The organism is Pseudoalteromonas nanhaiensis, from assembly GCF_051235485.1.
Taxonomy (GTDB): Bacteria; Pseudomonadota; Gammaproteobacteria; order Enterobacterales; family Alteromonadaceae; genus Pseudoalteromonas; species Pseudoalteromonas lipolytica_C.
The window spans coordinates 66,961-90,591 of record NZ_JBPNYQ010000017.1 but is presented as its reverse complement, the minus strand read 5'-3'; the positions used below and the strand labels follow the sequence as shown (position 1 = coordinate 90,591).

The 23,631-nt window shown below is 41.3% G+C and carries 28 protein-coding genes and 2 tRNA genes; 14 read left to right on the top strand and 16 right to left on the bottom strand.

The genetic code is table 11. The features are described 5' to 3' along the window. Positions 1-430: 430 nt before the first annotated feature. The 8 genes from ACSFVZ_RS14740 to ACSFVZ_RS14705 all read left to right on the top strand — a co-directional run bounded on the left by ACSFVZ_RS14740 (position 431) and on the right by ACSFVZ_RS14705 (position 6,503). The gene (locus ACSFVZ_RS14740; protein ID WP_135923112.1) at positions 431-1,363 is read left to right on the top strand and encodes a CHAD domain-containing protein; all 933 of its coding nucleotides are present in this window, start codon (positions 431-433) and stop codon (positions 1,361-1,363) included. Between the two features lie 30 nt (positions 1,364-1,393). Further along, positions 1,394-2,293, top strand: a complete 900-nt coding sequence (locus ACSFVZ_RS14735) for a DUF350 domain-containing protein (protein WP_435559144.1) — start codon at positions 1,394-1,396, stop codon at positions 2,291-2,293. Between the two features lie 72 nt (positions 2,294-2,365). Continuing rightward, a complete protein-coding gene (locus ACSFVZ_RS14730; RefSeq protein WP_244667088.1) occupies positions 2,366-4,018 on the top strand; it encodes a polyamine aminopropyltransferase in 1,653 nt (550 codons plus the stop codon). A 79-nt stretch (positions 4,019-4,097) separates the two neighbouring features. Continuing rightward, positions 4,098-4,511, top strand: coding sequence for a YjfI family protein (locus tag ACSFVZ_RS14725; RefSeq protein WP_063700564.1), 414 nt, complete (start codon positions 4,098-4,100; stop codon positions 4,509-4,511). Between the two features lie 24 nt (positions 4,512-4,535). After that, on the top strand, positions 4,536-5,228 hold the full coding sequence (locus ACSFVZ_RS14720; RefSeq protein ID WP_135923115.1) for a PspA/IM30 family protein: 693 nt from the start codon (positions 4,536-4,538) through the stop codon (positions 5,226-5,228). 71 nt (positions 5,229-5,299) lie between these two features. Next, positions 5,300-5,938: a DUF4178 domain-containing protein gene (locus tag ACSFVZ_RS14715; RefSeq protein ID WP_135923116.1), complete on the top strand. Its 639-nt coding sequence runs from the start codon at positions 5,300-5,302 to the stop codon at positions 5,936-5,938. Next, a complete protein-coding gene (locus tag ACSFVZ_RS14710; protein ID WP_063700569.1) occupies positions 5,935-6,252 on the top strand; it encodes a hypothetical protein in 318 nt (105 codons plus the stop codon). Before ACSFVZ_RS14715 ends, ACSFVZ_RS14710 begins: the two co-directional genes overlap by 4 nt. A 65-nt stretch (positions 6,253-6,317) precedes the next feature. Beyond that, the gene (locus ACSFVZ_RS14705; RefSeq protein ID WP_054554683.1) at positions 6,318-6,503 is read left to right on the top strand and encodes a hypothetical protein; all 186 of its coding nucleotides are present in this window, start codon (positions 6,318-6,320) and stop codon (positions 6,501-6,503) included. Here the strand turns inward: ACSFVZ_RS14705 and ACSFVZ_RS14700 are convergent. From ACSFVZ_RS14700 to ACSFVZ_RS14680, 5 genes are all read right to left on the bottom strand, one after another. Next, on the bottom strand, positions 6,496-6,897 hold the full coding sequence (locus tag ACSFVZ_RS14700; RefSeq protein ID WP_138557902.1) for a hypothetical protein: 402 nt from the start codon (positions 6,895-6,897) through the stop codon (positions 6,496-6,498). The two genes, ACSFVZ_RS14705 and ACSFVZ_RS14700, sit on opposite strands and share 8 nt — an antisense overlap. Before the next feature lie 13 nt (positions 6,898-6,910). After that, a complete protein-coding gene (locus tag ACSFVZ_RS14695) occupies positions 6,911-7,390 on the bottom strand; it encodes a hypothetical protein (RefSeq protein ID WP_135923118.1) in 480 nt (159 codons plus the stop codon). 123 nt (positions 7,391-7,513) lie between these two features. Further along, positions 7,514-8,890 carry a class II fumarate hydratase gene (locus tag ACSFVZ_RS14690; protein WP_135923119.1) on the bottom strand — a complete coding sequence of 459 codons (1,377 nt, stop codon included), beginning with the start codon at positions 8,888-8,890 and terminating at the stop codon, positions 7,514-7,516. Positions 8,891-8,898: 8 nt separating this feature from the next. After that, entirely contained in the window at positions 8,899-9,264 is a 366-nt protein-coding gene (locus ACSFVZ_RS14685; RefSeq protein WP_167658784.1) for a hypothetical protein, read from the bottom strand. A 106-nt stretch (positions 9,265-9,370) separates the two neighbouring features. Next, positions 9,371-9,565 carry a hypothetical protein gene (locus ACSFVZ_RS14680; RefSeq protein ID WP_054554610.1) on the bottom strand — a complete coding sequence of 65 codons (195 nt, stop codon included), beginning with the start codon at positions 9,563-9,565 and terminating at the stop codon, positions 9,371-9,373. A 183-nt stretch (positions 9,566-9,748) separates the two neighbouring features. Between ACSFVZ_RS14680 and ACSFVZ_RS14675 the strand changes: the two genes are divergently transcribed. Next, positions 9,749-10,339: a DUF938 domain-containing protein gene (locus ACSFVZ_RS14675; protein ID WP_138557900.1), complete on the top strand. Its 591-nt coding sequence runs from the start codon at positions 9,749-9,751 to the stop codon at positions 10,337-10,339. Here the strand turns inward: ACSFVZ_RS14675 and ACSFVZ_RS14670 are convergent. From ACSFVZ_RS14670 to ACSFVZ_RS14660, 3 genes are all read right to left on the bottom strand, one after another. Then, positions 10,316-11,455, bottom strand: a complete 1,140-nt coding sequence (locus tag ACSFVZ_RS14670) for a GNAT family N-acetyltransferase (RefSeq protein WP_435559143.1) — start codon at positions 11,453-11,455, stop codon at positions 10,316-10,318. The genes ACSFVZ_RS14675 and ACSFVZ_RS14670 overlap by 24 nt on opposite strands. Further along, positions 11,452-12,819, bottom strand: a complete 1,368-nt coding sequence (locus ACSFVZ_RS14665) for an alpha/beta hydrolase (RefSeq protein ID WP_421967891.1) — start codon at positions 12,817-12,819, stop codon at positions 11,452-11,454. The genes ACSFVZ_RS14670 and ACSFVZ_RS14665 overlap by 4 nt, the downstream gene beginning before the upstream one ends. A gap of 68 nt (positions 12,820-12,887) precedes the next feature. Next, positions 12,888-13,349 carry an Lrp/AsnC family transcriptional regulator gene (locus ACSFVZ_RS14660; RefSeq protein WP_138557897.1) on the bottom strand — a complete coding sequence of 154 codons (462 nt, stop codon included), beginning with the start codon at positions 13,347-13,349 and terminating at the stop codon, positions 12,888-12,890. A 113-nt stretch (positions 13,350-13,462) separates the two neighbouring features. Here ACSFVZ_RS14660 and ACSFVZ_RS14655 point away from each other — a divergent pair, with 113 nt between their 5' ends. Together ACSFVZ_RS14655 and ACSFVZ_RS14650 are read left to right on the top strand one after the other, a co-directional pair. Next, on the top strand, positions 13,463-14,632 hold the full coding sequence (locus ACSFVZ_RS14655) for a PrnB family protein (protein ID WP_435559142.1): 1,170 nt from the start codon (positions 13,463-13,465) through the stop codon (positions 14,630-14,632). Further along, a complete protein-coding gene (locus ACSFVZ_RS14650; RefSeq protein WP_435559141.1) occupies positions 14,632-15,747 on the top strand; it encodes an aminotransferase class V-fold PLP-dependent enzyme in 1,116 nt (371 codons plus the stop codon). The genes ACSFVZ_RS14655 and ACSFVZ_RS14650 overlap by 1 nt, the downstream gene beginning before the upstream one ends. Before the next feature lie 12 nt (positions 15,748-15,759). On the opposite strand, the gene ACSFVZ_RS14645 is transcribed toward ACSFVZ_RS14650, so the two are convergent. From ACSFVZ_RS14645 to ACSFVZ_RS14625, 5 genes are all read right to left on the bottom strand, one after another. Further along, positions 15,760-16,527: an MBL fold metallo-hydrolase gene (locus ACSFVZ_RS14645; protein WP_435559140.1), complete on the bottom strand. Its 768-nt coding sequence runs from the start codon at positions 16,525-16,527 to the stop codon at positions 15,760-15,762. Positions 16,528-16,591: 64 nt separating this feature from the next. After that, the gene (locus ACSFVZ_RS14640; protein ID WP_435559139.1) at positions 16,592-17,071 is read right to left on the bottom strand and encodes a hypothetical protein; all 480 of its coding nucleotides are present in this window, start codon (positions 17,069-17,071) and stop codon (positions 16,592-16,594) included. A 113-nt stretch (positions 17,072-17,184) separates the two neighbouring features. Then, a tRNA-Ser gene (locus ACSFVZ_RS14635) sits at positions 17,185-17,277 on the bottom strand. Between the two features lie 53 nt (positions 17,278-17,330). Next, positions 17,331-17,421 (bottom strand) — tRNA-Ser (locus ACSFVZ_RS14630). A 227-nt stretch (positions 17,422-17,648) separates the two neighbouring features. Next, positions 17,649-17,789, bottom strand: a complete 141-nt coding sequence (locus ACSFVZ_RS14625; RefSeq protein ID WP_167350231.1) for a hypothetical protein — start codon at positions 17,787-17,789, stop codon at positions 17,649-17,651. Between the two features lie 324 nt (positions 17,790-18,113). On the opposite strand from ACSFVZ_RS14625, the gene ACSFVZ_RS14620 reads away from it, so the two are divergent. Beyond that, positions 18,114-18,962, top strand: a complete 849-nt coding sequence (locus ACSFVZ_RS14620; protein ID WP_435559138.1) for a diacylglycerol/lipid kinase family protein — start codon at positions 18,114-18,116, stop codon at positions 18,960-18,962. A gap of 54 nt (positions 18,963-19,016) precedes the next feature. Here ACSFVZ_RS14620 and ACSFVZ_RS14615 read toward each other — a convergent pair whose 3' ends face one another. Then, on the bottom strand, positions 19,017-19,946 hold the full coding sequence (locus tag ACSFVZ_RS14615; RefSeq protein WP_435559137.1) for a DMT family transporter: 930 nt from the start codon (positions 19,944-19,946) through the stop codon (positions 19,017-19,019). Positions 19,947-20,047: 101 nt separating this feature from the next. On the opposite strand from ACSFVZ_RS14615, the gene ACSFVZ_RS14610 reads away from it, so the two are divergent. Further along, positions 20,048-21,490, top strand: coding sequence for an aminotransferase-like domain-containing protein (locus tag ACSFVZ_RS14610; protein WP_435559136.1), 1,443 nt, complete (start codon positions 20,048-20,050; stop codon positions 21,488-21,490). Between the two features lie 62 nt (positions 21,491-21,552). Here the strand turns inward: ACSFVZ_RS14610 and ACSFVZ_RS14605 are convergent, their stop codons facing one another. After that, positions 21,553-22,353, bottom strand: coding sequence for a YggN family protein (locus tag ACSFVZ_RS14605; protein WP_235383899.1), 801 nt, complete (start codon positions 22,351-22,353; stop codon positions 21,553-21,555). Between the two features lie 392 nt (positions 22,354-22,745). Between ACSFVZ_RS14605 and ACSFVZ_RS14600 the strand changes: the two genes are divergently transcribed. After that, the gene (locus ACSFVZ_RS14600; protein WP_036974357.1) at positions 22,746-22,934 is read left to right on the top strand and encodes a PA3496 family putative envelope integrity protein; all 189 of its coding nucleotides are present in this window, start codon (positions 22,746-22,748) and stop codon (positions 22,932-22,934) included. Between the two features lie 56 nt (positions 22,935-22,990). Here ACSFVZ_RS14600 and ACSFVZ_RS14595 read toward each other — a convergent pair whose 3' ends face one another. After that, positions 22,991-23,473: a glutathione peroxidase gene (locus ACSFVZ_RS14595; protein ID WP_135923133.1), complete on the bottom strand. Its 483-nt coding sequence runs from the start codon at positions 23,471-23,473 to the stop codon at positions 22,991-22,993. Positions 23,474-23,631 lie beyond the last annotated feature (158 nt).

Below are 23,631 nucleotides of genomic sequence, written 5' to 3'. Positions count from 1 at the left end.
AAACCCAACACGAGTTAGCTAGTTACAAGTTAGCAAGGGTAAAGTTGAACTGTGTGGTTGTTTAGTACAGAGTCACCTTCAGCAACAACCCCCGTAGGAGGCACTTCAGTGCCGAATTCAGACCAGAACAAACACATTCACGGCTAAAGCCATACCTACAAGTACACTTTGCCTAGAACCTAGAGCCTTCGTTAGAGGAAGGCGCAGCACCAAACATCTCCACCGCGCGGCTGATCGCTGAAGGCTGAAAGCTGATAGCTCTGTGTTGGGTTTCGCTTCGCTCTACCCAACCTACGCCAGGCTTTAAACTTTCCCCTTTCTAACTAGCAATTCACGACCCAATTTACCCTTTGTTGCAATTTTAATCTTGGTTTAGTACCTGAGCTATGTAAAACTATTTGCGTTTTTAAACCACAATCAGGTGACATGAATGTCTCAAATAAAAGCTTGGAAACTTATTAGCCTGTTTTGTTTGGTAAGCTTGCTTATGGGCTGTGAGTCGAAAGAAGAGCAGCTTAAACAAACAATACAACAATCCATAGAAAAAGCTGAGGTTGAATTAAATCAGCTTGGTACAGCGCTTGATAATGGCTCTTTGCGTAATGCGACGATACTTAAACAATACGGACAGGTGCTTGCTGAGCAGCAGCCGCAACTTTCTGAGATCGCGCGAGTAATTAGTCTTGATGCCACTCGTGAAGGGGCTATCTATACAGGTCTTAAACAACGTTTAGCAGATGTTAAGTCTACTTATCTAATACCCCCTTATGAAGATACCCTTCATCAACTTGATCTTATTCGTGATGCTGCCAAGCCATCTTTATTTCAGGATGCGCTGACTGATCCTATTAATATGCTTGCCGATATGTCGCAGGGCTCACTAGCGCGGGTTGGTGCAATTAGTGAAGCAGCTGAAGGTGAAAGCGTTGGTAACCAATTAGTTGGCAACCCTAACTATGGGCAGTGGCAAACAAATAGCAGCGGTACCAGCTTTTGGGTTTGGTATGGAATGTATCGCATGTTGGGTGATGTATTTGACCGAGTTGAATATGGTCGCTGGAGCCGTCATAGAAAGTACAGTTATTACAATGACTATGGCCGTTACCGTTATTCGAGTCCAAAACAGATTAAAGCACAACAGACTGTAGAGACGCGAACTCGTCAGTCTTATCAACGCCAAGGTAAACAATTCACTAGTCCGTATGCCACTAAGCGCAGTGGTGCATCTGGATTAAGCCGTAGCAGCTATACGCCGCCACGCACACGTAGTAGCTATGCTTCTAGCAGTAGTTACAGTAAAAGCTCTGGGTCATTACGCAACAGCTCGAGCAGAACATCACGTGGCATTAGCCGCGGTAAGTAGTGAAAAGAATAACCACCGGAGTTACAACATATGTATGAATTTAATGGAATAACAACTTGGTCGTTGCAAGCTTTAGCAATCGACTTTGCAATCATTATCGCTTTATTTGTCAGCCTAAAATTTATCAAAGGCTGGGTGTCTAACTTGCACGCTAATGATGAAATAACTGAGCGTGACAATTTTGCTTTTGGTATTAGCTTTGCTGCGGGGCTTGTGGCACTTGCAATTGTTCTTAGTGGTGTAAGCAGCGGCTCATTTGCACCGACCTTGCAACAAGAAGCATTACAAATGCTAGGTTATGGTGTGATGGCAATTGTGCTTATTAAGCTTGGTCATTTCTTCCAAGACAAGGTAGCGCTTCGTAAAGTGAGTCTGCATGACGAAATCGTAAAAGGTAACGCAACTGCGGCACTGATTGATTTTGGTCATGTAGTGAGTGTCGCTATTGTGATTCGCTCAGCTTTATTTTGGGTGGCAACCGAAGGCTGGCATGGTATTCCAATCGTGATCGCGGCCTTTGCAATTGGCAGCATTGCGATGCTACTGATCAGCCAATATCGAGTGCAGTTATTCAAGCGCACTAATCGCAGTGGTGACTGCTTACAACAGGCGGTTATTGACGGTAACTTAGCGGTAGGTATTCGTTATGCTGGCTTTTTAGTGGGAAGTGCATTGGCATTAACTGCTGCATCAGGTATTGCTCCTTATGCGGCTGACAATATTTTAGCTAGTTTAGGTTACTGGGCATTAAGTGCAGCGGTAAGTTTAGTTGCCTTCATTTTACTACACTTAGTGACTATCAAAATCATCCTATCTGGATGTGATATTTCAGACGAAGTGAACCGTCAGAAGAACGTAGGTGTAGCCGCTATTTCAGCAGCGGTTTCATTTGCGATTGGTTCGACTATGGCAACCTTGTTAGGTGCCTAATTAGTGTCTACTACAACAAGCGCCCCAAGTAGAGCAAATCTACTTGGGCATGATTTCCTATTAATAACTGTTATGGCCGTACTCGCTGGGTGCGGCCTTATTTATGAATACCTTCTATCTCATTATGCAGGTCGTGTCTTAGGCTCGGTCGAGAGTGCCATTTATGCCATGATTGGCACCATGATTGTCGCTATGGGTATCGGTGCATTTTTAGCGCGTTGGTTTAAAGATGCATTTACTGCTTTTGCTTGGCTTGAGAGCATTATTGCTTTGGTCGGCATGGGCTGTATTTTAGCGATTGCGAGTGTTATCGCTGTGAGTTATTCATTACCACATATCTTCTCTGAAATTTTTAACCTGCCTCCAGATACCGTACTTAACGGCTACGTGTTTGAAAAGCTGCAAGAGTGGTCGCGTTTCTTGCCCTATGTGTTTGGTCTATTACTTGGGCTATTAATCGGTATGGAGATCCCGCTAATTGCGCGTATTCGTCAGCAAGTCTACGGGCGCTTTTTAGAAAACAATGCGGGTACCATTTACGGGGCAGATTATATTGGTGCCGGTGTCGGTGCTGCTATTTGGGTGAGTATTATGCTCGCGATGCCAATTATGCAAGCAGCAGCTTGGACGGCATTATTTAATATTATTGCCGGTCTCGTGTTCTTATGGCGCTATCATCAACATGTTCGCTTCGCTAAGCTACTGTTAATTTGTCATGGACTGTTGTTGGTGTTTTTTGCGTTTGTGCTTGTGCTTGGCACTAGCTGGATGAAAAACCTAAGTAATGTTTTATACAAAGATAAAGTCATCTACTCGCAAGCAACTAAGTATCAGCACTTGGTGTTAACTGAGCGTTTGAGTCGCAATCAGCCGAATGCAATTACTGATCTTTATCTAAATGGCCGTTTACAGTTCTCAAGTGTGGATGAGCAAATTTATCATTCAATGCTTGTCTATCCTGCCATGTTGGCTTCAAATCGCCACGACCGTGTACTGATCATCGGCGGTGGTGACGGGTTGGCACTTCGTGATGTTTTGAAGTGGCCTGTAAAGCATGTCACCTTGGTGGATTTAGATGGTCAACTGTTAAATTTATTTGGCAATGATGTAGGTGACTATGATGCGCCAGAAGAGATCAGAACACGTTTAACAACCCTTAATAATCACTCTATGAGCGATCCTCGCGCTGATATTCGTATTGCAGATGCATTTTTAGAAGTCGAAGCAATGCTTGCTAAAGGTGAGCGTTTTGACACTATTTTGATTGACCTACCAGACCCTAATCACCCTGATCTCAATAAGATGTACAGTGATTATTTTTATAATCATGTGCGTCAGCTATTGGCGCCTGACGGGGCTGTGGCTGTGCAATCAACATCGCCTTATCATGCGAAGAAAGCATTTTTGAGTATTGCTAAAACAATGAAAGCAGCTGGTTTTGGTTATGTTGAGCAATACCAGCAAAATATTCCTTCGTTTGGTCAATGGGGTTGGACAATCGCGACCACTGCTGGCAAATCAGCAAGTCAGCGAATTCGTGAAATTAACGAATTACCCGTGCCATCTCGTTGGGTAAGTAAAGAATATTTATTGGCTTCTTTTGTATTTCCGAATCATTTTTTTGAACAAGTAAACACGATTGAAGTCAATAGATTAGGTTCTGGAACCTTATATGATTATTACCGTCAAGCGTGGCAAGTTGAAACCGAATTGTACAAAAATTGATATTTTATAGTTGACATAATATGTCGGCTATGCAAATCTTAACTCAGACATAATATGTCAAAACGTAAAAAGGTGAGACATGGAATTAAATGAACTATCAATCAAACTGGCTTCTTTTGAAACGGAAGGTGTGAGCTTTGAGTCTTTCTTGATTGCCAACGAAGGTGAGCAAGATGTGTTACAAGTTATCGTCGATGGGAATGATGAGTTACCTATCTTTGTTACTCAAACAGAAGAGCAATTACTGTGTATTAGCTACCTGTTTGCTGAAGACGAAGTACAAGCAGATATGCGTAATGAGTTAAACGAAACGTTACTACGTTTAAATGTACCAATTCCATTAAGCGCATTTGCAAAAATTGATGATAAGTACGCTATTTTTGGCGCCTTATCGGTTAATTCATCGTTTGATGATATTACCCATGAGTTGGTAACACTGGCAGACAATGCGATTGATGCGCTTGAAGCCGTGACCATTTATTTAAACGATTAATTAGCAATTTCTGGAGTTAAGATTATGAGTATTTTAAAGAAACTATTTACAGCTGTACGTGGTGGCGCTCGTGAAGCTGGACAAGCAATTGTTGATGCAAACGGTATCCGTATCTTTGAACAAGAAATTGCTGATGCACAAAATGCCTTACAACGTGCAAAAAAAAGCCTGACTGAAGTAATGGCAAAAGAGATGCAAACGAAACGTAAAATTAGCGCACTAGATGCATCAATTGCTGAACATGAAGCGTATGCAGGCCAAGCGCTTGAAAAAGGCAACGAAGCGCTAGCATTAGAAATTGCTGAAAAAATCGGTGATTTTGAAGCTGAAAAAGCAGAGCACGAAGAAGTGTTAGCTGGTTTTAGTAACCACATTGTGCAACTAAAGCAGCAAGTTAAAGAAGCTGAAAAGTCGATTAAAGAAAACCAACGTCAATTAACAATGGTTAAAACGACAGAAAGTGTGCAGCAAGCAACAATGGCTGTAAACAGCACGCTAAATACGAATAGCTCATCAATGACATCAGCACGTGAGTCTCTAGAGCGTATTAAACAACGCCAGCAAGACCGCCAAGACCAGTTAGGTGCGGCTAAGCAATTAGAAGCTGACACTAACGGCGATGATTTAAAAGCGAAAATGGCTGAAGCGGGTATTGGTGATACGAGCCCGAAAAGCGCGGATATTTTGGCGCGTATTAAAGCAAAACAAAATAGCTAATCAGTTAACGGAAAGACAAAAGGTAACCCACGCACTGGGTTACCTTTTTTACTTCAACAAGGAGTCAGCCAATGTTTAACTTTTTTAAATCTAAAAAAGCTCCAGAGCGTCAGCTTACTGATCCAAGCCAATTACTCGTTGGTGATATGTTAACTGTGATTGATTCGTTTGCTTACCCAAGCTGGTTAAAAGGACAGACTTTGCGAGTTACTGATGTGCAAACGTATCAGTATCAACGTAGTGCAGAGTATGAGTTGGTACTCGAAAGCGAATCTGGCCAAGTGGTGTTTTTGCAAATCGAGTCAGATGACGGTGAACAGTGGGCACACTTTGCGATCAAAATTCAACGCGATGATGTTGATGAAATTTTTACTCTCGATGAGTTCGCTCGTATTTTTGATGAAGACGAATTAACGGCAATTAATGTACAAAATAGCCCAGAACGTTTTAGTCACTTTTTGGCATCGAGCTACAAACAAACAGAAGCACCTTATGTGTGTTATTTCCATAATAAGGACTACCGCAATAAGCCTTTACCTCGCTATGAAGACGAGGGCGGTGAGCCGTGTGAAATGATCTGTTTAAGCTCTGATGATGAATCGCATAGTTTAAATATTGAAATTTGGGAAGGCGGTGAAACAGAGGTATCACTGACGTTAACCAGACCAATTAGCGATATTGTTGACTTATTTCCTGGGGATGCCAAGTGAGTGATGCAAAAGCTAAGTGGCAGCGTCAGGAACAAGCAGTTAGAGCCACACAAATGGCGTTTGATTTAAGCTCTGAAGTGCAAAAATCAATTAAGAAGCAAGCTATTGACCAAGAGCTTACGCCATCAGATATGATCCGTAAGATTTTGGAGCTCGACGTTAAGTCGAAAAAAACCAGACAGCGTTTATCGTTTAACTTAAATGATGAAGAAATTGCCTTATTGGCTGAGCGGTTTGGTGTTGCTGCTGATGATAAGCGAGCTGTGAAACAGCGTGTGGCAGAACTACTCATTGCGCACAGTAAAAAAAGCTAAGGTTTTGCCTTTACTTCTTTAAGCCCTTACACTGAGACTAGATGTTTTAAAGAAGTGACATGACTTTGGATATTATTTTACTTGCGTATTTAGTTATTTTTGCATTATTTGGCACTGCAGCAAGTTACTTTGTTCGCTACATTTACGCTTACTGGGTGCATAATACAATGCAGGTAAAGTACATTTATAAGGCCGGGATTTGTATCATCAGCGTGGTGATAGTATCCGGCCTTATTGCATTGTTTACTTAATCTCGATTGCTTGGCACTGCTGTGAAATACACAGCGATTGTACCGGCAGGACTGGCGAGCAATCGTTAACGGTTAATGCTTGCTCAGATGACTTCTCAGCCGCTGTAATTCGCTCTGCAAGTTGCTCCGCTTGTTCTTGTGCGGTGTTTAACGTTGAATAGACCACATAGCGACTTGGGCCACCACATGCTCGTTCACCGACTTCTAACACCTTACATTGAAAGCTTGCATTACAGCTATTATTACTAACGATATCGTTCAGCTGATCATTTAAATCACCTAAATCAACGCGTGCAGAACTACCTGACGTTGTTGTTTCACAACCAGTTAAAGCAATACTTGCTAACACAGTTGTGGTGATGAAAAGTTTCTTAAAAGTCGATGAACGAACCATTATTGCTTATTCCTTAGTATACACTTGCCGCTGAGCCTTCGATTCTAACACAAGTATTCTCAGAACACTGCGCACCCGGTGCGGTTAGATGCTGACAAATACTCATCATGTCGTTTGCTGCGTTAAATTGCTTTTCAAGGGCGGTGATGTCTTTTGCAAGTTTTTCAACCTCAGCAGTGTTAGCTGTTTTGCTTGAATAAACAATGAAGCTACTTGGCCCACCACAGGCGCGACTACCAACAGGTAATACTTTACATTGGCTGCTGTTATCACAGCTTGGATCATCGATTAGCTGTTTAAGTTGTTCGTGGGCAGAGCTAATAGTGGCTTTATCTGGGGCTGCTTTGCTCACTTCTTCAGCGTTTTTTATTTCAACGGCTTTTGGCGCCTCGACAAGTTTATTGCTGGTTGCCGTTGATTCGGCTTGCTCATTATTGTCCGAACACGCAGTTAATAACACAGGAAATAAAATTGCCAATAGAGGATAGCGCATAACATACCTAAAAATCGTTGAATAAGTACTCACTATCATACACATTGCTCAAAGTGGAGCAATAAAAACGTTAGCTTTCAGTAAGTAGCTCTGTATTCACAGAGCTACAGTAAGATAAAAGTTCTATAAACCACCTTGGGTTAGTTTGGCAGGGTCAAGTAATTCACTCAATTCTTCGCGCGAAATATCAGTGTGCTCTGCAGCAACATCAATAATAGGACGACCTTCTTGATAAGCTAATTTGGCAATTTTTGCGGCTTTGCTATAGCCGATCACCGGATTAAGCGCAGTAACCAAAATTGGGTTTTTAGCGAGCGCTTTATCAACATTGCTTTGGTTTACTTTAAAGCTGGCAATCGCTTTATCTGCCAGTGCTTCACTGCTATTCGCCAGCAGTTCAATACTTTGCAAAATGTTTAAGGCAATCACAGGTAGCATTACATTGAGCTCAAAGTTACCCGCTTGACCAGCCACTGTAATAGTCGCGTCATTGCCAATTACTTGTGCGCTGACCATAGCGGCCGCTTCAGGGATCACTGGATTTACTTTACCCGGCATAATTGATGAGCCCGGTTGTAAAGCCTCAAGCTCAATTTCACCAAGGCCAGCAAGAGGGCCTGAGTTCATCCAGCGTAAGTCATTGGCTATTTTCATTTGTGCTACGGCAAGTACCTTTAGCTGACCTGACAGCGCAACAATGGCGTCTTGTGATCCTATGTTGTAAAAGAAGTTTTTGCTTGGGCTAAAGCGAATACCGACATTCTCACTCAAGTGTTGGCAAAACTCACCGGCAAACGCAGGGTCGGCATTAATACCGGTACCTACGGCTGTGCCACCTTGCGCAAGTTCACAAACTCGCTCAAGTGCTTGGCGAATCCCAGCCATTGCATGATCCACTTGTAACTGCCATGCAGCCAATGTTTGTGCAAAACTCACAGGCATTGCATCCATTAAATGAGTGCGGCCAGTTTTAACAATATGGCCCACTTCGGCTTGTTTGTTTTGAAGGCTTTGACTGAGTTTATCGAGTTTAGGAAATAGTTCATAAATGATGTTAATGGCGCTACTTACTGCAATCGCAGTAGGGATCACATCATTTGAGCTTTGTCCCATGTTCACATCATCGTTGGGGTGAATGGTTTCGCCAGCAAATTTACTCGCTAGTGTTGCAATAACTTCATTGGCATTCATATTTGAGCTAGTACCTGAGCCGGTCTGAAATACATCAACCGGAAACTCTGAAAAATGTTTACCGTCGATGATCTCTTGGCATGCTTGCTCAATTGCTTTTGCTTTACCTTGGCTCAAATGGCCTAAAGCTGCATTGCTTTGCGCGGCAGCTTGTTTAATGTAGGCAAGGGCGGTGATAAATTGCTTAGGCATGGCTAAGCCACTAATTTTAAAATTATTGATAGCACGTTGCGTTTGAGCTTGATACAAAGCATTGGCAGGGACTTGTAGTTCACCCATGCTATCTGATTCGGTTCTAAATTGGCTCATAAACACTCCTAAATCGGGTTAAATTCTTGGCTGAGAAGGCACGCTTCTCGCTCCAAACTGAAATACTTTTCAATACAGTTATGAGTTTTGTAGTAACGCTTTAGCGCAAGTTGCGGTTTATAAAGCTGGGCCAAACATTGTTTACGAATTGCATTATGCACTAATGAATCACACATCTTTTCAAGTAGTTCATGAAAGGTGCGTCTTAGATACAGCTCTTGCAAAATAAAGTTGTGATGTTTTTCGTAATAGCGTGCAATGTTCAAACCCGCTTCAACATAGTTAGCAACAAGTGCTGGGGCATGTAGCCCTGGTCTTTGGCAAACACATTTCATTTGCCGCTGATACTGGAGCATAGCATTGTGAGAGTGCATAGAAAAACCGATTAGCTGTAATGATAATAGTTATCATTACAGCTAATCGGTTTTAGTGCAAGTCTTATCTAGTGAAGCTAAGACTGAATGGATTAACTGTGTGTGATTAATTGTAGCCGAGAATAAAAATCTGGTCTGTTTCATGTTTTTTCGGCGCCTGTACATTTTCTTTGTTACATTGAGAAAGAAGGTCGATAACGGTTGCTCTGTCGTCACAACTAGTTAAGGCGGCTTTTTCGCTTTCAGCACGTTCGCTGGCTGCAAGTGCTGCATCTACAGCTGTGTAGGGTGAGATATACATAATGTTGCTCCTATTGATTAATTCACTTATGAAATAGCATAAGCTGTACCAATATTGACAAAAACACATAAGCTTTTGAATTTGTTGTTTTTATATTTTTATCTAATAAATTACCCGCGACTTTAGTGATTATTTTTGCTTTACTGTTGTGCACTAATTACCAAACATGGTGCATTAATTTGTATGGATAAACCCTTCTCTCAAGCCTGTGAAAACAATAAGTCACCTATTTTAAAGGTATTAAAAGAGTTCTTTTCTGATGTAACGAATGTATTAGAGGTTGGCTCAGGTACCGGGCAACATAGCGTGCATTTTGCAACGCATTTAGCACACTTGCAGTGGCATTGTAGTGATCGTGAGGTTAATCACCCAGGGATATTACAATGGCATCAAGAAGCTGCACTAACTAACTTGCATGCACCACTCACACTCGATCTTAATGATCCTTGGCCAGTTGATAAAGTGAATGCTATTTTCACCGCGAATACGATGCACATTATTAGTTGGCCACTGGTGGAGCGCTTTTTTCAAGGGGTAGCAAAGCATTTAGCGCCTAAAGGAAAGTTATGTATTTATGGGCCATTTAAGTATCAAGGTAAGTATACCAGTGCCAGTAATGCTGAGTTTGATGCTTTTTTAAAACAGCAAGATGCTAATAGTGCAATTCGTGATTTTGAAGCGATTTGCCAACTTGCAGAGCAAGCAGGCTTAACCTTTGTTGAAGATGTGCAAATGCCAGCGAACAACCAATTATTGCTGTTTAAACGGCAGTAAGCTTTCGCATTGTGCTTTATAGAGCGCCATATGTTGGCGTTCTCTGCGAATAAAATCATTAATGGCTGCTGCAAAATCACCGTGCTGAATATGATGCAGTGAATAGGTATATACGGGCTTAAATCCGCGACTTATTTTATGCTCACCTTGCGCGCCAGAGTGGAACTGTTTAAGTTTGTTGGCAATGCAGTACTCAATTCCTTGATAGTAGCAAAGCTCAAAGTGCAAACTATCAAGCTCATAATTTGTTCCCCAGTAACGACCATATAAACAATTCTTATCTTTAAAACTGAGTGTGGCGGCAATCACCTCTCCTTGATACTTAGCGAACATTAACACCAGTTTGTCGGCCATGCTCTGCTGTAATAATTCGAAAAAGGCGGTATTCAAATAACCATTGTGACCTGAGCGCTTCAAATAGGTTTGGCGGTAAAAATGACTAAATTGCTGCATGTGCTGCTTGCTGATGTCAGTACCTTCGAGCCATTCTATGACTATCTGTTGTTCAGTTATTTTAGCGCGTTCTTTTTTGAGCGATTTACGCTTTCTTGCGGTGAGTGAAGCTAAAAAATCATCAAAGCATTTATAGTCTTCATTAAACCACTGAAACTGCACGCCATGACGTTGCATTACGGTGTCGCTAGTTAATGCAGTAGCTTGTTGCTGGTGGCAAAAATTTATATGCCAACCTGACCAGCCTAACTGCGCTGCTGTTGCTGTGAGTATGTGCTGAATGTAAGCAAAGACTTCAGCGGGGGCTACATAGTTAATACTAACTCTTTGCCCTGCAATAGGCGTGAATGGTACGCCACACAGCCATTTAGGGTAATATTCTAAGCCATGCTGTTGATAAGCTTCAGCCCAAGCCCAGTCAAATACATATTCACCATAAGAATGATGTTTTAGATACCCCGGTAGTAAGGCTATGACCTGTTCTTGCTGGTAAATTGCTAAGTGCATGGGTTGCCAGCCCGACTCTTTACTCACACAGCCACTTTGTTCTAGAGCCGCTAAAAAAGCGTGATCAGTAAAGGGTGTATCATCAAAAAATGACTGCCAAAGTGCGACATCAATCTCGCTTATTTGATTAAACCAGCGGTGACTAAACTCACTCATTGTGCAGCCGATTCTATATCTTTGATGAAGTTGTTTATATGCATAGCTAGCTTATCGAAATAAGGGTTAAACGTGAGTCGTGCAAAGGGTTTGTGTGCTTGTAAATTTTCGGCTGTGCGCTCACCCATCACGATGTCTTTTTGGTATTTGCAGGCTGTATAAAGTTTATCGTCATCTAAGTAGCTGCCGCAATTGCGATACGAAGCTTTACGGCCATAGTAAGGGTTACTGGGTTTATTAACGATACCAATGTGTGACATCCCTTTGATCTTTTTACAGTCATCGGTATCGCAGTCATCACGGATTATGTGGTAATCAGCAGGAAAGTTGGCTGGAATATTATCGTCGTCACCGTAGTAAACTAGCCGATCAAGCTGGTTATTTTTACGCGCTTTTGGGTCGTGCAGTTTAGCTAGTAATTTAAAGGTCGCTTGATTATCTATTGTGGTGTCAACATCACTAAAGGTGCTAAATATTGCGACATTCGGCAGTTGACGATAACGAAGCTCATCAAGGCTAATACGGCTCATTGCTTCGTGGCTAGCTGAGGCTGCACTGAATGGAAACGACTCATACTTAGCAAAATCCAGATCCGCGTCTTTATCAATCCAATTAACAAATGGAATTGCATCGACCCATTTGGCTAACCAACCGTTTTTATTGTGTGGCTCACTTGCTGGTGAAAACAACATCGCAGCAGTAATTTTATTATCAACAGGAGCTTGAGTTAAGTAATCAACAACCAGTGCTGCACCCGTTGAGTAGCCCCCTAATATTACCTGATCAAAGTCTTTTAATGTGCGCTCAATGGCATACACACTGGCTTTTCGCCAATCATCAGCATCAACCTCTTGCAAAGCTGCTGCGGCAGTACCATGCCCCGGCAGTAAAATTGTGCGAACTGTATAACCTTGTTGATAATACACCTGTGCAAGGTCATGGTAGGTGAATGGAGAGTCGGTTAAACCATGGATTAAAAGTACAGCTTTGCGGCTATCGGCCTGTTTAAGTTCGAATGGGCTAATTAAATCGGCAATTGTTGCGTTAGCAGGTCGAGAACCTTGTGCAACAAGTTGCTGATAGGTATCGGTATAAACTGGGCATGGTAAGTTCGCTCGCGGATTTTCACTGCTAATTTCAAGGTAAGCAGCGGTTAAATAGTCACTAAATGCTTGCTCGATATTATAGCTAAAGGTGCTATGGCTGCGTGGTAATGGCTCTCTAAACAGTCCTTCGCGCTTACTTTTCATCATCAAAGCTTGGTCTTCAAGCTGAGAAAGGCAGGTTTGCTGCTGTGCCATTAATGGGCTGCTAAATAGTCCACTGATGGCCAAAGAGATAGCAACTAAGTTTATGAATTTCATATTTTAAGCGTCCTTTTAAAGCCTGTTTTTAGCTTATCGAGTTATGTTTTATTTGCAAGCAAGCTGCGTCAAGCTAGCGGTAAATGGCGCTTAGTGAATGCTTGTTTTAAGACCACCGTCGACTCGATGTTAGCAATACAATCAATACTACCTAATTTATGTTTCACAAAGCTTTCATAGCTTTCTAAATCTGTAGCAACAATCTTGAGTAGATAATCATAACTACCTGAAATAACTGAGCACTCAAGCACATGTTCAAGTTTTGCTACTTGTTGTTCAAATTGCTCAGCAGCGGCAACTGAGTTTTGGTTTAAGCGTACAAAGGCATACACAGACACGTTTAAATTAACCGCTTTAGGATTAATTGCAGCATGGTAACCACTGATCACATTCGCTGATTCGAGCTTTTTAATGCGGCGCAGGCAAGGGGTATCTGACAGGCTAACAGACTGTGCCAGATCTGAGACAGAAGTTCTTGCATTGTCTTGTAGAGCATTAAGTAATTGTTGGTCTTTTTTATCTAATTTCATTTTAATTTGAGTGATTTTCACTAATCTAGGTGGATTCTAGTCTATATTTTGGCGATTAGCACTCATTGAACTCTGTTAACATTATCGCAATATAATTATTTTGGAGTGAGCCTGTGACTGAGAACACCAAGGCATTTGATAGCTGGCTTCGCACTCGTTTTGTTGAGATCAATAGCGAACTAGAAAAACTATATTGGCAACAAGACGATAAAGCGAATGTAGAGGGTGTCGGTGAGCACCTTAAGCGTCAATTAGAGCAAGAAGGTAATGAGCATATTCGTGCTTTACTTGCAGAGGGTAATACCGATGAAGGGTTTGATAACGCCTTCGACTTATTAGGTAATGTTGGCTTGTATATGGCGGCATGCCGTCGACATGAGATCACTGAGCCTTCTCGTGAAACAAGCTCACCCCTTGTTGAGGCCTCTGCATTGGCAATGCACATCGGTGCATCTATTGGTGTTACCCCGCGTTTTGCAACGGCGCATTTAACCACCCACAACAAAGCGGTTGATGGTTTGTATAAGCGCTTTACTGACCTTGAAGATGAGAAAATCTTTGTTGATTATAATACTAAGGGCATTTTAGCGTATAAGCGTGCAGCGGATGCTTTATTAAAAATTCAGCCGTTAGGAATATCGCACCCTATCACGGCAGATTTACTTGGCGTGGCAAAGCAAGCACTGCTTGATGTAATTGAGTCGAACAATACGTTATACAACAAGCTCGATACAGACCGTTTTTTCTATTGTGTACGCCCGTATTACAAGCCTTATCGAGTAGGTAAAGAGGTGTATCGTGGTGCGAATGCCGGTGATTTTGCGGGCATTAATGTCATCGATTTATTGCTTGGTCTTTGTTTTGCCAATGAACCTAGCTACTCGCAAATGCTGGTGGATAAATTCTTGTATATGATGCCTGAAGATCAGCAGATTCTGCGTGAAAGTATGCGTATGACAAGTATTATGGATGACTTTTTAGCAGCAGAAGCTGAGCGCGATAGCGAGTGGCTACAAACTAACTTAAAGCTGTTTATTCAAGTGTGCAAACTGCATGGTGATACTGCGATTGGTCACCATAATCAATTGGTTAGTAAATACATTGCGCAGCCTTCACAGCAAATGCAGCAACAACATATGGATAAAGTCACTGCCAGTGGACCGCCTTTACATGTATTACTTAACTCATTAGAGCAGTTACGTGATCGCCGTGCGGCAGCAAAACGGGATGATATTCGCACCCGTTTCGATGATTTAACTAAGTTAAAACAGTGGATTAAGTAATGAATAAAGACGATTTTGTAATTCCACAAGGCAGCTATTTACTTAACCACTCTGTTGGGCGCCCCTTAAAATCTGCTGAGCAGCATTTTCATCAGCAGTTTTTTGCCGCTTGGCAAAATGAAAATAAAGAGCCATGGCAACAGTGGTTACAAGGTGTCGAGGCGTTTACGAGTAGTCTCGCTAAATTATTTAACTCGCACAGTGAGTTGTTTTGTCCACAAGTTAACTTATCGAGCGGTTTAACCAAGCTTTTGATGTCGCACCCGCGACTTCAACAAGCAAATTGCAAAGTGTTGATGGCCGAAAGTGACTTTCCAAGTATGGGTTTTGCAATGCAAAAAGCCTTACCGGAAAGTACTGAAATCGTGTTTATTGATAAGCATGAAGACCTAACCGATGCGCAGGTTTGGCAGTCATATTTAGCGAAAAATGATATTGATTTAGTCTTTATTAGCCATGTTTATTCAAACACGGGTCAACAAGCGCCTATTCACGAAATTATAAATATCGCGAAACAACACAACACATTGAGCTTACTTGATGTTGCGCAGTCTGCGGGTATTTTAGAGGTCGACTTAACTAAGCTTGATGCCGATTTTATGCTGGGCTCGAGTGTAAAATGGCTATGCGGTGGGCCTGGTGCTGCTTATTTATGGGTTAACAGCAAGCAGCTATCTCTTTGTCAGCCAAAAGACGTTGGTTGGTTTTCACATCAAAACCCGTTTGAATTTGATATTAAGCACTTTGCTTATCATCAAACCGCGCTACGCTTTTGGGGCGGTACCCCTTCAGTTGCACCTTATATTTTGGCATCCCATAGTATTAATTACTTTGCAGAGCTTGGGATTGAGAAAGTACGCGCTCATAACTTAGCTATGCTCGCTCAGTTTCATGACCAATTAGCTGATTATATGCGCTCACCGATACAGGCTGACAAATGCTCTGGAACGGCCATTATGCATTTTGGCGAGCAACAAGCGGCTGTTAAAGCTGCGCTTGAAGCTGCGAATATCGCTGTTGATGAGCGTCACTTGGGTTTAAGAGTCTCTGCTCATATTTATAATGATCAGCAGGATATTGATACATTTATCAAGACTGTGAAAAGCGCTTTATAACAAAACGCTTAATTAAGTGTTATTGCGAGTTGGTATTAGGTTAAGTGCTTGTCGAGCTTTTGCTTTGACAGAGCGCCAGTGCGTCATTGGTTTTTCGGGGACCAGCGCTAAAATTTGCTCAAAGTCGATGTCATCAATACCGACTTCGTTACTGTGGGCAAACATAATTCGTTTTGGTTGCAGCGCTTTTAGCATCAACAAAGAGTTTAAATACAGCTTTGGGTAAAAAACAGGAAAGGGTGGCACGAGCTGCCCTTTTACTTTTACCAGTAAATCAGCAATGTAAATTCTCTCGCTGGGAATATGGTATAAGCTGATATCTCGGTCGGTATGACCGGGGGTGTGAAGTGCTTGCCAGTCATCAAAGCCGGGTAAAATTGCATCGGTAGCAAGATAATAGTCGGCATCGAGATGGCGGTTGTACCAAAGGTTGTGGCGTTTTTTATTTAACCTCCCCGCAACCCACCAAGCCAAAGCGATATCGGTTAAATGCATTAAGAAGCCATCAATACCTCTATACCATTGCCCAGGGGCATTCGACGTGGCTATTTTGCCACCGCTTAACTTTCTTAATGCATGCGCACCACCGGCATGATCTGGGTGCATGTGGGTAACTACAATTAGTTTTAGGTCGGTAACAGGGCGCTTTAGTTGCTCGGTGATATAATCAAACACGGTATCAACATCGGCACGGCAACAGCCATCAAGCAGCATTAGTTTGTCTGGATATTCAACCAAATAGATGTTTTGAATATAACCTTCTAAAGTATGAATGTGCATTGCTACATAAGGCCTTAATAATTTAATAAACCCTGTTATAGCATGTCTGACCAGTTTAGGTAAGTTAGAAGTCTTGCTTCTCTGTAAGTAGCCTTTTACTCTCTTCTAGTTTTTCAATCTGCTTATTTATGATACTTAACTGGCTGTTATAGTAGGCATTGATGCGCTCACTTTGTTTTTTAATGGCATCATCGATCGATTCTGCACCTAGTCTATTTGCAGCATCTTGGGTCATTTCGTACACTTTTTTTATGCGCTCGTTTTGCTTTTTTTGTAATTCTTTACTTTCTAGTTTTAAGCGCTCAATTTCGCGATCAGCTTCTTTGGTTTTGAGAAAGTTTTCAACACTTAGCTCATTTGTCTCTTGCGTTTTTTCTGGTGGTAGCTTGGTTTTGGGTGGTGGAGTGATATTAACTATTTCGGCATATTTACCACATGGTTGCTGCGAAAACGTGGCAACATTATCGATCATGCATTTATAGATCGTGGCTTGGCTGTAAAAGCTGAGCAACAAGGCTGCAGCGAAAGAGGCAAAACGGAGCATAGCACTAATCACTTTGACTAATATATATACATTTAGCATGCATGAAATTAACTGAAGTGTGCAAGTTTTTTAGGCATAAAAAAACCGCTAAAAAGCGGTTTTAAATAATAAAATGGTGGAGAAGGAGGGATTCGAACCCTCGATAGAGCTACAAACCCTATACTCCCTTAGCAGGGGAGCGCCTTCGGCCACTCGGCCACCTCTCCAACGCATAATTCTGATTGTAACTTGCTGAAATTAATCAACAAATAAAAATAAGTGGTGGAGAGATAGGGATTTGAACCCTAGAGGGGCTACAAACCCCTGCCGGTTTTCAAGACCGGTGCATTCGACCACTCTGCCATCTCTCCACGTCGTGATGCGAGAATAATACTTAGCTGAATCGGCTGTGTAAATAGGAAAAAGTTTGTTTGCTTGTTTTTTGAGCGTAATAAGGGCGTTTTTTGTAAAAAGGTTTAATTTTTTGCTGTTTTTGACTTAAAAGAAGAGGGTTGGGGCAGTAAACGGAGGAGCTAAAGAAGGATCTTCGTTAGTGGTTGGTTGTTTACTGCACCGATAAAGTAACCATGGTTGGGGGTTACTTGTGTTGTACTGCGCCGCCAAGTGCTAACTTTTTGCCGTAGCGATTAAGCTTTGCCAACATTTTTGCTTTGCGGTTTGTTGGTTTTACGGCAACATGAGCTGCTGCGTTTTGGTTTAATGTATTAATTGGGTTCATTACTTTGCTCCGGGTTGTGTTTGGTTGAAAACGTGAGTATTTTGCAACCAAACTGAACAAAAATAAAACGATAAAAATTGAGTCTGCCGGATAACTTTTTCTAATCCGAAAGTCTTTTATTAACATAGGGTTAAGTTTTTATATCTGCAGAGATTTGCATGCTTATGCAGTTGTTTTTGTGTTGAAGTGTCAGTAAATAAAAGGTTTTTAATTGTTGTTACTTTGATTTATGCGTTTTTAGAGTAAGAAAGTGACTAATTATTCAGATTAATATAATTTGAACGAGTGTGGTGTTTTTACCATGCAAGAAAAGAAGTGCCATTAATGTTGATAATAATAAAGCCAAGTGACAAAAAAAATCATAAAAATAGTGTTGATTGGCTACTAAAAGAATGTAAAAAAAGACAGATTGAGCCTGAGTTATATTTAACCATAGGCAATTTTCTTCAAGATTGCGCTAATATTGCCCTTTTAGCTAAAAGCCAGACACAAGTTGTGGTAATTGGTGGTGATGGGACGCTACATTTAGCTGTTAATGCATTAATGACGAGCGATTGTTCTATCGCCTTAATTCCTGCAGGTACTGGTAATGATTTTGCTCGCGGTTTTGCGCGCAAGCAGCAAGCTTGGTATGACGCTGTTTTCAATAGCCGTACTGAGCTAATTGATATTGGGCAAATAAATCAGCGTTATTTTATCAATGTAGCGGGGATAGGTTTTGATGCTGAGGTGGTAACTCAATTAAACAAAGCCGGAAGTTTTAGCTCGTTTGGCTACACTTGGCAGGGTATCAAGCAGCTATTTTCATTTCAGGCACGGTCACTTCAGGGGGAATTTAATGGTAGACCACTTAGCTACAGTAATTTAGCGACGATTTTTGCCAATCATCATTACTTTGGTGGTGGCTTAAAGATTGCTCCTCGGGCAAAGTTAAATGATGGTCAGCTTGATTGTTACTGCATGCCAGCAGATGGTTTGTTGAAAAACCTGATTAGCTTTTTATATTTACTACTTGTGAAACATCATAGTTTAAAAAGGCTGAAATATACCTGTTTAACAACTGCGGAAGTAACCACCAAAGGGCTTAGTATTGAGGCTGATGGAGAGCTCGTTGGTTTTACACCAGCCAAAGTTAAGGTGCACAAACAAGCGCTTCGTTTTCATGTGCCATAAAAAAGCGCCGGCATATTTTGCCAGCGCTTGGTGTTAGAGGTGACCTTGCCACATCTAACTGGGGACGGAGCTTTTTTGCTGTAGGTTACGTGCAGCAAAAAATGCTTTAATTTGTCGAGTTGGAGTTAGCACGATAGCATTACCGAATAACACTAGGCTAAAGCCCATAAAGGTATTCGCTTGCCATTCGAATCCTTCAAATAAGGTACTTAATACCACTGCAACCAGTGGGAATAATACGATTACGTAGCTTGCGCGCTCAGGGCCAATATTTTTAAGTAGTGCGAAGTAACAAGCAAATGCGATTACGGTACCAAACACAGCTAAATAGAAAAGCGATACCCAGTAACTGGTTGGGGCATTGAATGTAAGCTCAACATCGCTTACTAAAACATACGCTGCTAGGCCTAAAGCGCTGTATAACATACCCCAGGCATTGCCCTGAAGTACGCCAATGTTTCGCTGAGAGTTTCGAACACTGACCATATTCCCCAATGAAGCCACAAAGGTCCCAGATAGCGCAAGTAGTAACCCGACCAACGCACCATTACTCAAGTCGAATTGCTGAATTTGTGGCCAAAACAAGCTTGCAATACCCATTACGCCGAGCAGAGCACCAAAGTAAATTCGTTTCGCAATTGGCTTTGCGAAAAACAAGCGGGTGTTAATAATGTTCATCAATAACAACATCGAAAAGGCAATTGAAGCCATTGCTGAGGTAAGGTAGTTCTGCGCCCAATACAGTACTAAATAATTTAAACCAAAGTTAAATAAAGCTAATAATGCAAAAAAGCCGTGATCACGCAGTGAATATTGCATAGGAAGTTTTTTTACGAGCACAAAGGCCCACATTAAAATGGCTGCAATGGCAAAGCGATAAAATAAAGAGACCTCAACAGCGACATCACCCAGTTGAAACTCAATAGCAAGCCAAGTCGATCCCCAGATCAGTACTGTAGCAAGGTAGAGAGCAGCGCTTTTCATAGTTAGTACCTAAAAATTGAAAGTGTGTTCATTTTAAATCGCTTCTGTATACTTAACATATACAGAAAACTAGAAATGCAACCTATACAGTTTGGTGGGCTATGTCACAAGTAATCAGTCGTAGTAACAGTGAGTTCTTATATCAACAAGTTATTCAGTTAGTTAGAGATCTTTGTTTGCAAGGCTCGTTATTACCAGGTGAAAAATTACCTTCACTCAGAAAAATGGCTGACAAGCTTAATATTAGTATTCCGACGGTAAAACAAGCTTATCAATTACTTGAAGGACAGGGGCTCATTGAAGCCAGAGAAAAGTCAGGTTACTTTTTAAAGTCTTCACAATTAAATCAGTCGCGGCCAAAGCGAGTCAGGCTGAGTCGAGAACCTACCACGGTCAACAAACAAGGCTTAATAGAACAGGTATATAGCGCTATCCACAAAGCTAATGTGGTGCCATTTGGTATTGCCAATCCTGTGGCCGCTGCACCGACAGATAAAGCATTGGCAAGAACCATGCGTCGGGTAATGACACTCGCTGGGGCATCGGCAATTAATTACGGTCCGATGGATGGCTTTGCACCACTTAAAAAACAACTCATTCATCGTTATTTAGACTTCGGCATTGGGGTTGATAGCGATGAATTAGTGATCACCAATGGCGCTCAAGAGGCGTTGGCGATAGCCCTTAAGTGTGTCGCTAAACCCGGAGATGTTATTGCTATCGAGTCGCCTTGCTATTTTGGCATTATCGAATTAATCGAAAGCTTAGGCTTAAAGGCACTGGAAGTACCGCTGTGTCCTGATGAAGGGATTTGGCTAGATGATTTGGCTCAAGCACTCGATGAGCATGATATAAAAGCCTGTGTATTTTCTACCTCATTAAATAACCCGGTTGGCAGCTTTATGCCTGATGCCAAGCGTGAACAATTGGTGGCATTGTTAGAGCAGCGCGATGTCGTGCTTATTGAAGATGATGTATATGGCGACCTACATTTTACAGCTAAGCGAGCGACTCCTGCACAAGCTTATTCAAAAAAGGGTTTAGTGATCACCTGCGCGTCATTTTCAAAAACAGCTGCGCCAAGTTACCGTATTGGTTGGATCATTGCCGGTAAGTTTGCTGAACAAGCAAGGCGCTATAAAAGGGCGCTTAGTTGCTCTGCGCCACTTATTAATCAGTGGACCTTGTATGAATTTATAGCCACTGGCGAGTACGATCGTAATATTCGTTTACTAAGACAGCGCTTAAGTACCAACAAAGAGCGTATGATTTGGTGTTTGCAGCAGCACATGCCAAGTTGTGCACGCATAAGTAACCCGCAAGGGGGTTGTGTTATTTGGGTTGATCTTGGTAGCCAATATGATGCGGTAAAATTATTTCATTTGGCACTTGAGGCGGGGATCAGTATTACTCCAGGGCTGATATTTTCAGCGGGTAAAAAGTACCGTAGTTGTTTTCGCTTAAGTTATGGCTTGCCTTGGTCTGAAAATTTAGAGCAGGCGATTAAAACGTTATCGCAACTGACTGTGTTGGCCAAAAAATAAAAAAGCGCAGAGCAAGCTCTGCGCGAAAGGACCAAGTGTTTTGGTTCAGGGATGTTAATTCATTACTCTGCGTTTTGTTTGAAGATAAAAAGTTGATACTCTTTTAGTTCTGGTACTAGCGCCACTAACTCTTGCTCTTTATGAGCGATATCAGCAAAGCTGCCGCATAATGCATCTGCACGCTCTTCAAGTTGAGCTGCCTGTGTTTCAACGCGTGCTTCTATTTGTGCGCCCATGTTTTCCATACGTTGTTCAAACTCATTCATGTCGCCACCCGAACCTAAAAGTTCAGAGCCTAGCGCGACCAAAATACTGCCCATTGATTGCATCATGGCTGATTCAACTGCTGATTCGATTTGCTCATCGAATTGGTCTTCAAAGTTTTGACCAAATTTTTCAAAATTTTGCTGACCCATTGTGAACGCACCTTGTTGATAGAAGGCGTTTTGCACTTCTACGCTGATATCGTCCATTAATTCTGAAATGTCGTTTAGGCCGTCAATGTTGAAGGCTTTTGACACTTCTTCAATTGCTACGCCTGCTATTTTTACGCCATCAAGTGCGATATTTGCTACTTCAGGAAGTTGGCTGCGTAAGCTGTCTGAGTAATCTGCAATTGCTTGCTGTTGTGAAGCATCAAGCGATACGCTTTGACCATCGATATACAAAGTGTGCTGATCGATGATTTTCATAGAGCGATTATCGGCTGTGTATACTTCTAACTCGCTTGGTGTGATGCGTACATCATTTTTAAATTCAACATCACATTGCTCACCGCTGAATGAAATATTTGTATCATTATCGTTATGAGCCATTGCGCTGGTAGCGATAAATAAAGAACTTACTAACAATAACTTTTTCATTTTTTTCTTTCCTGTTTGAAATGACATTTAGACATAATCAAACTTAATGCCAAATTTATATTTTTATTTTATTTCATAGGGTTATCATTTTATTAAGTGTAGTTAGAAGTTATGAGAATTAAATTTTTAACTAAAATTTGGTCAAATTAACTAAAAAATAAACATGCATAAATGGGTTTTATCGAAACGATAAAAAACTCTCACTTTTCAGAATCCGAATTTAGCGCTATTTATTCACAATATTGACATATCACCCATTTAGCATGGCGATATGGCTTTATTTTGGTGGTTTTTTACATACTAATTAATCACTGAGCTTTTTAAACTTTGCCAATTCACAGAGCAAACTTTAAATTTGTGAAATTGGTCTCAAACACTTTATGGAGTGGGTTGTGGGTAAGACATTTAGTTATGATGCGCTAGATGACGATTTTGTTGAAGACGAGTACGAAATGGTTGGGCGTAATCAACATGACAAAAAAAAGCAACGCGTTAAGAAGAAGCTAGAAGATTATCTTGAGCAAAAACGCTTACGCAGAAACTTAGGCGAAGACGACTTTGACGAGTACATGAACGACTAAGCATAAATTTAAATAAAGAGGCATTTTGCCTCTTTATTGCTTATTGGCATGTGATTTTATTTGTTTAATGCAGCAATAATCGCAGCTTCGATCTGCTCTGGTTTTGTTAAAGGAGCAAATCGTTTAATAGCTTTGCCATCTTTACCAATTAAAAACTTGGTGAAGTTCCATTTTATTTTGCGGGTAATAAACCCAGGTAACTCTGATTTTAGGTATCTAAAAACAGGGTGGGCATGTTCGCCATTTACATCGACCTTGCTCATCATCAAAAAGCTAACGCCATAGTTAATTAGGCAGCCTTCTTTTATTTCTTTAGCATCTCCCGGTTCTTGCTTACCAAACTGATTACATGGAAAGCCGATAATGACGAGACCTTGATCATGGTATTTTTCGTGGAGTGCTTGCAAGCCTTCATACTGAGGGGTAAAGCCACATTTACTCGCCGTATTTACAATTAGAACGACTTTATTTTCAAAGTCATTAAAATCAATAGTTTGACCTTGAAGGCTGGTGGCACTCAGTTGATAAAATTCACTCATAGGTATCACTTATTATTATTGTTGAATTAATTCTAACCCGCTTTAGATAGGTATAAAAGTATAAATTTTAATCACACTTTATACCTTATAGCCAACTGTGAGCAGTGTTAGAGTTGATGTCAGTTTTTTAAACTCAAAGTATGTTGCTCTTAAAGGCC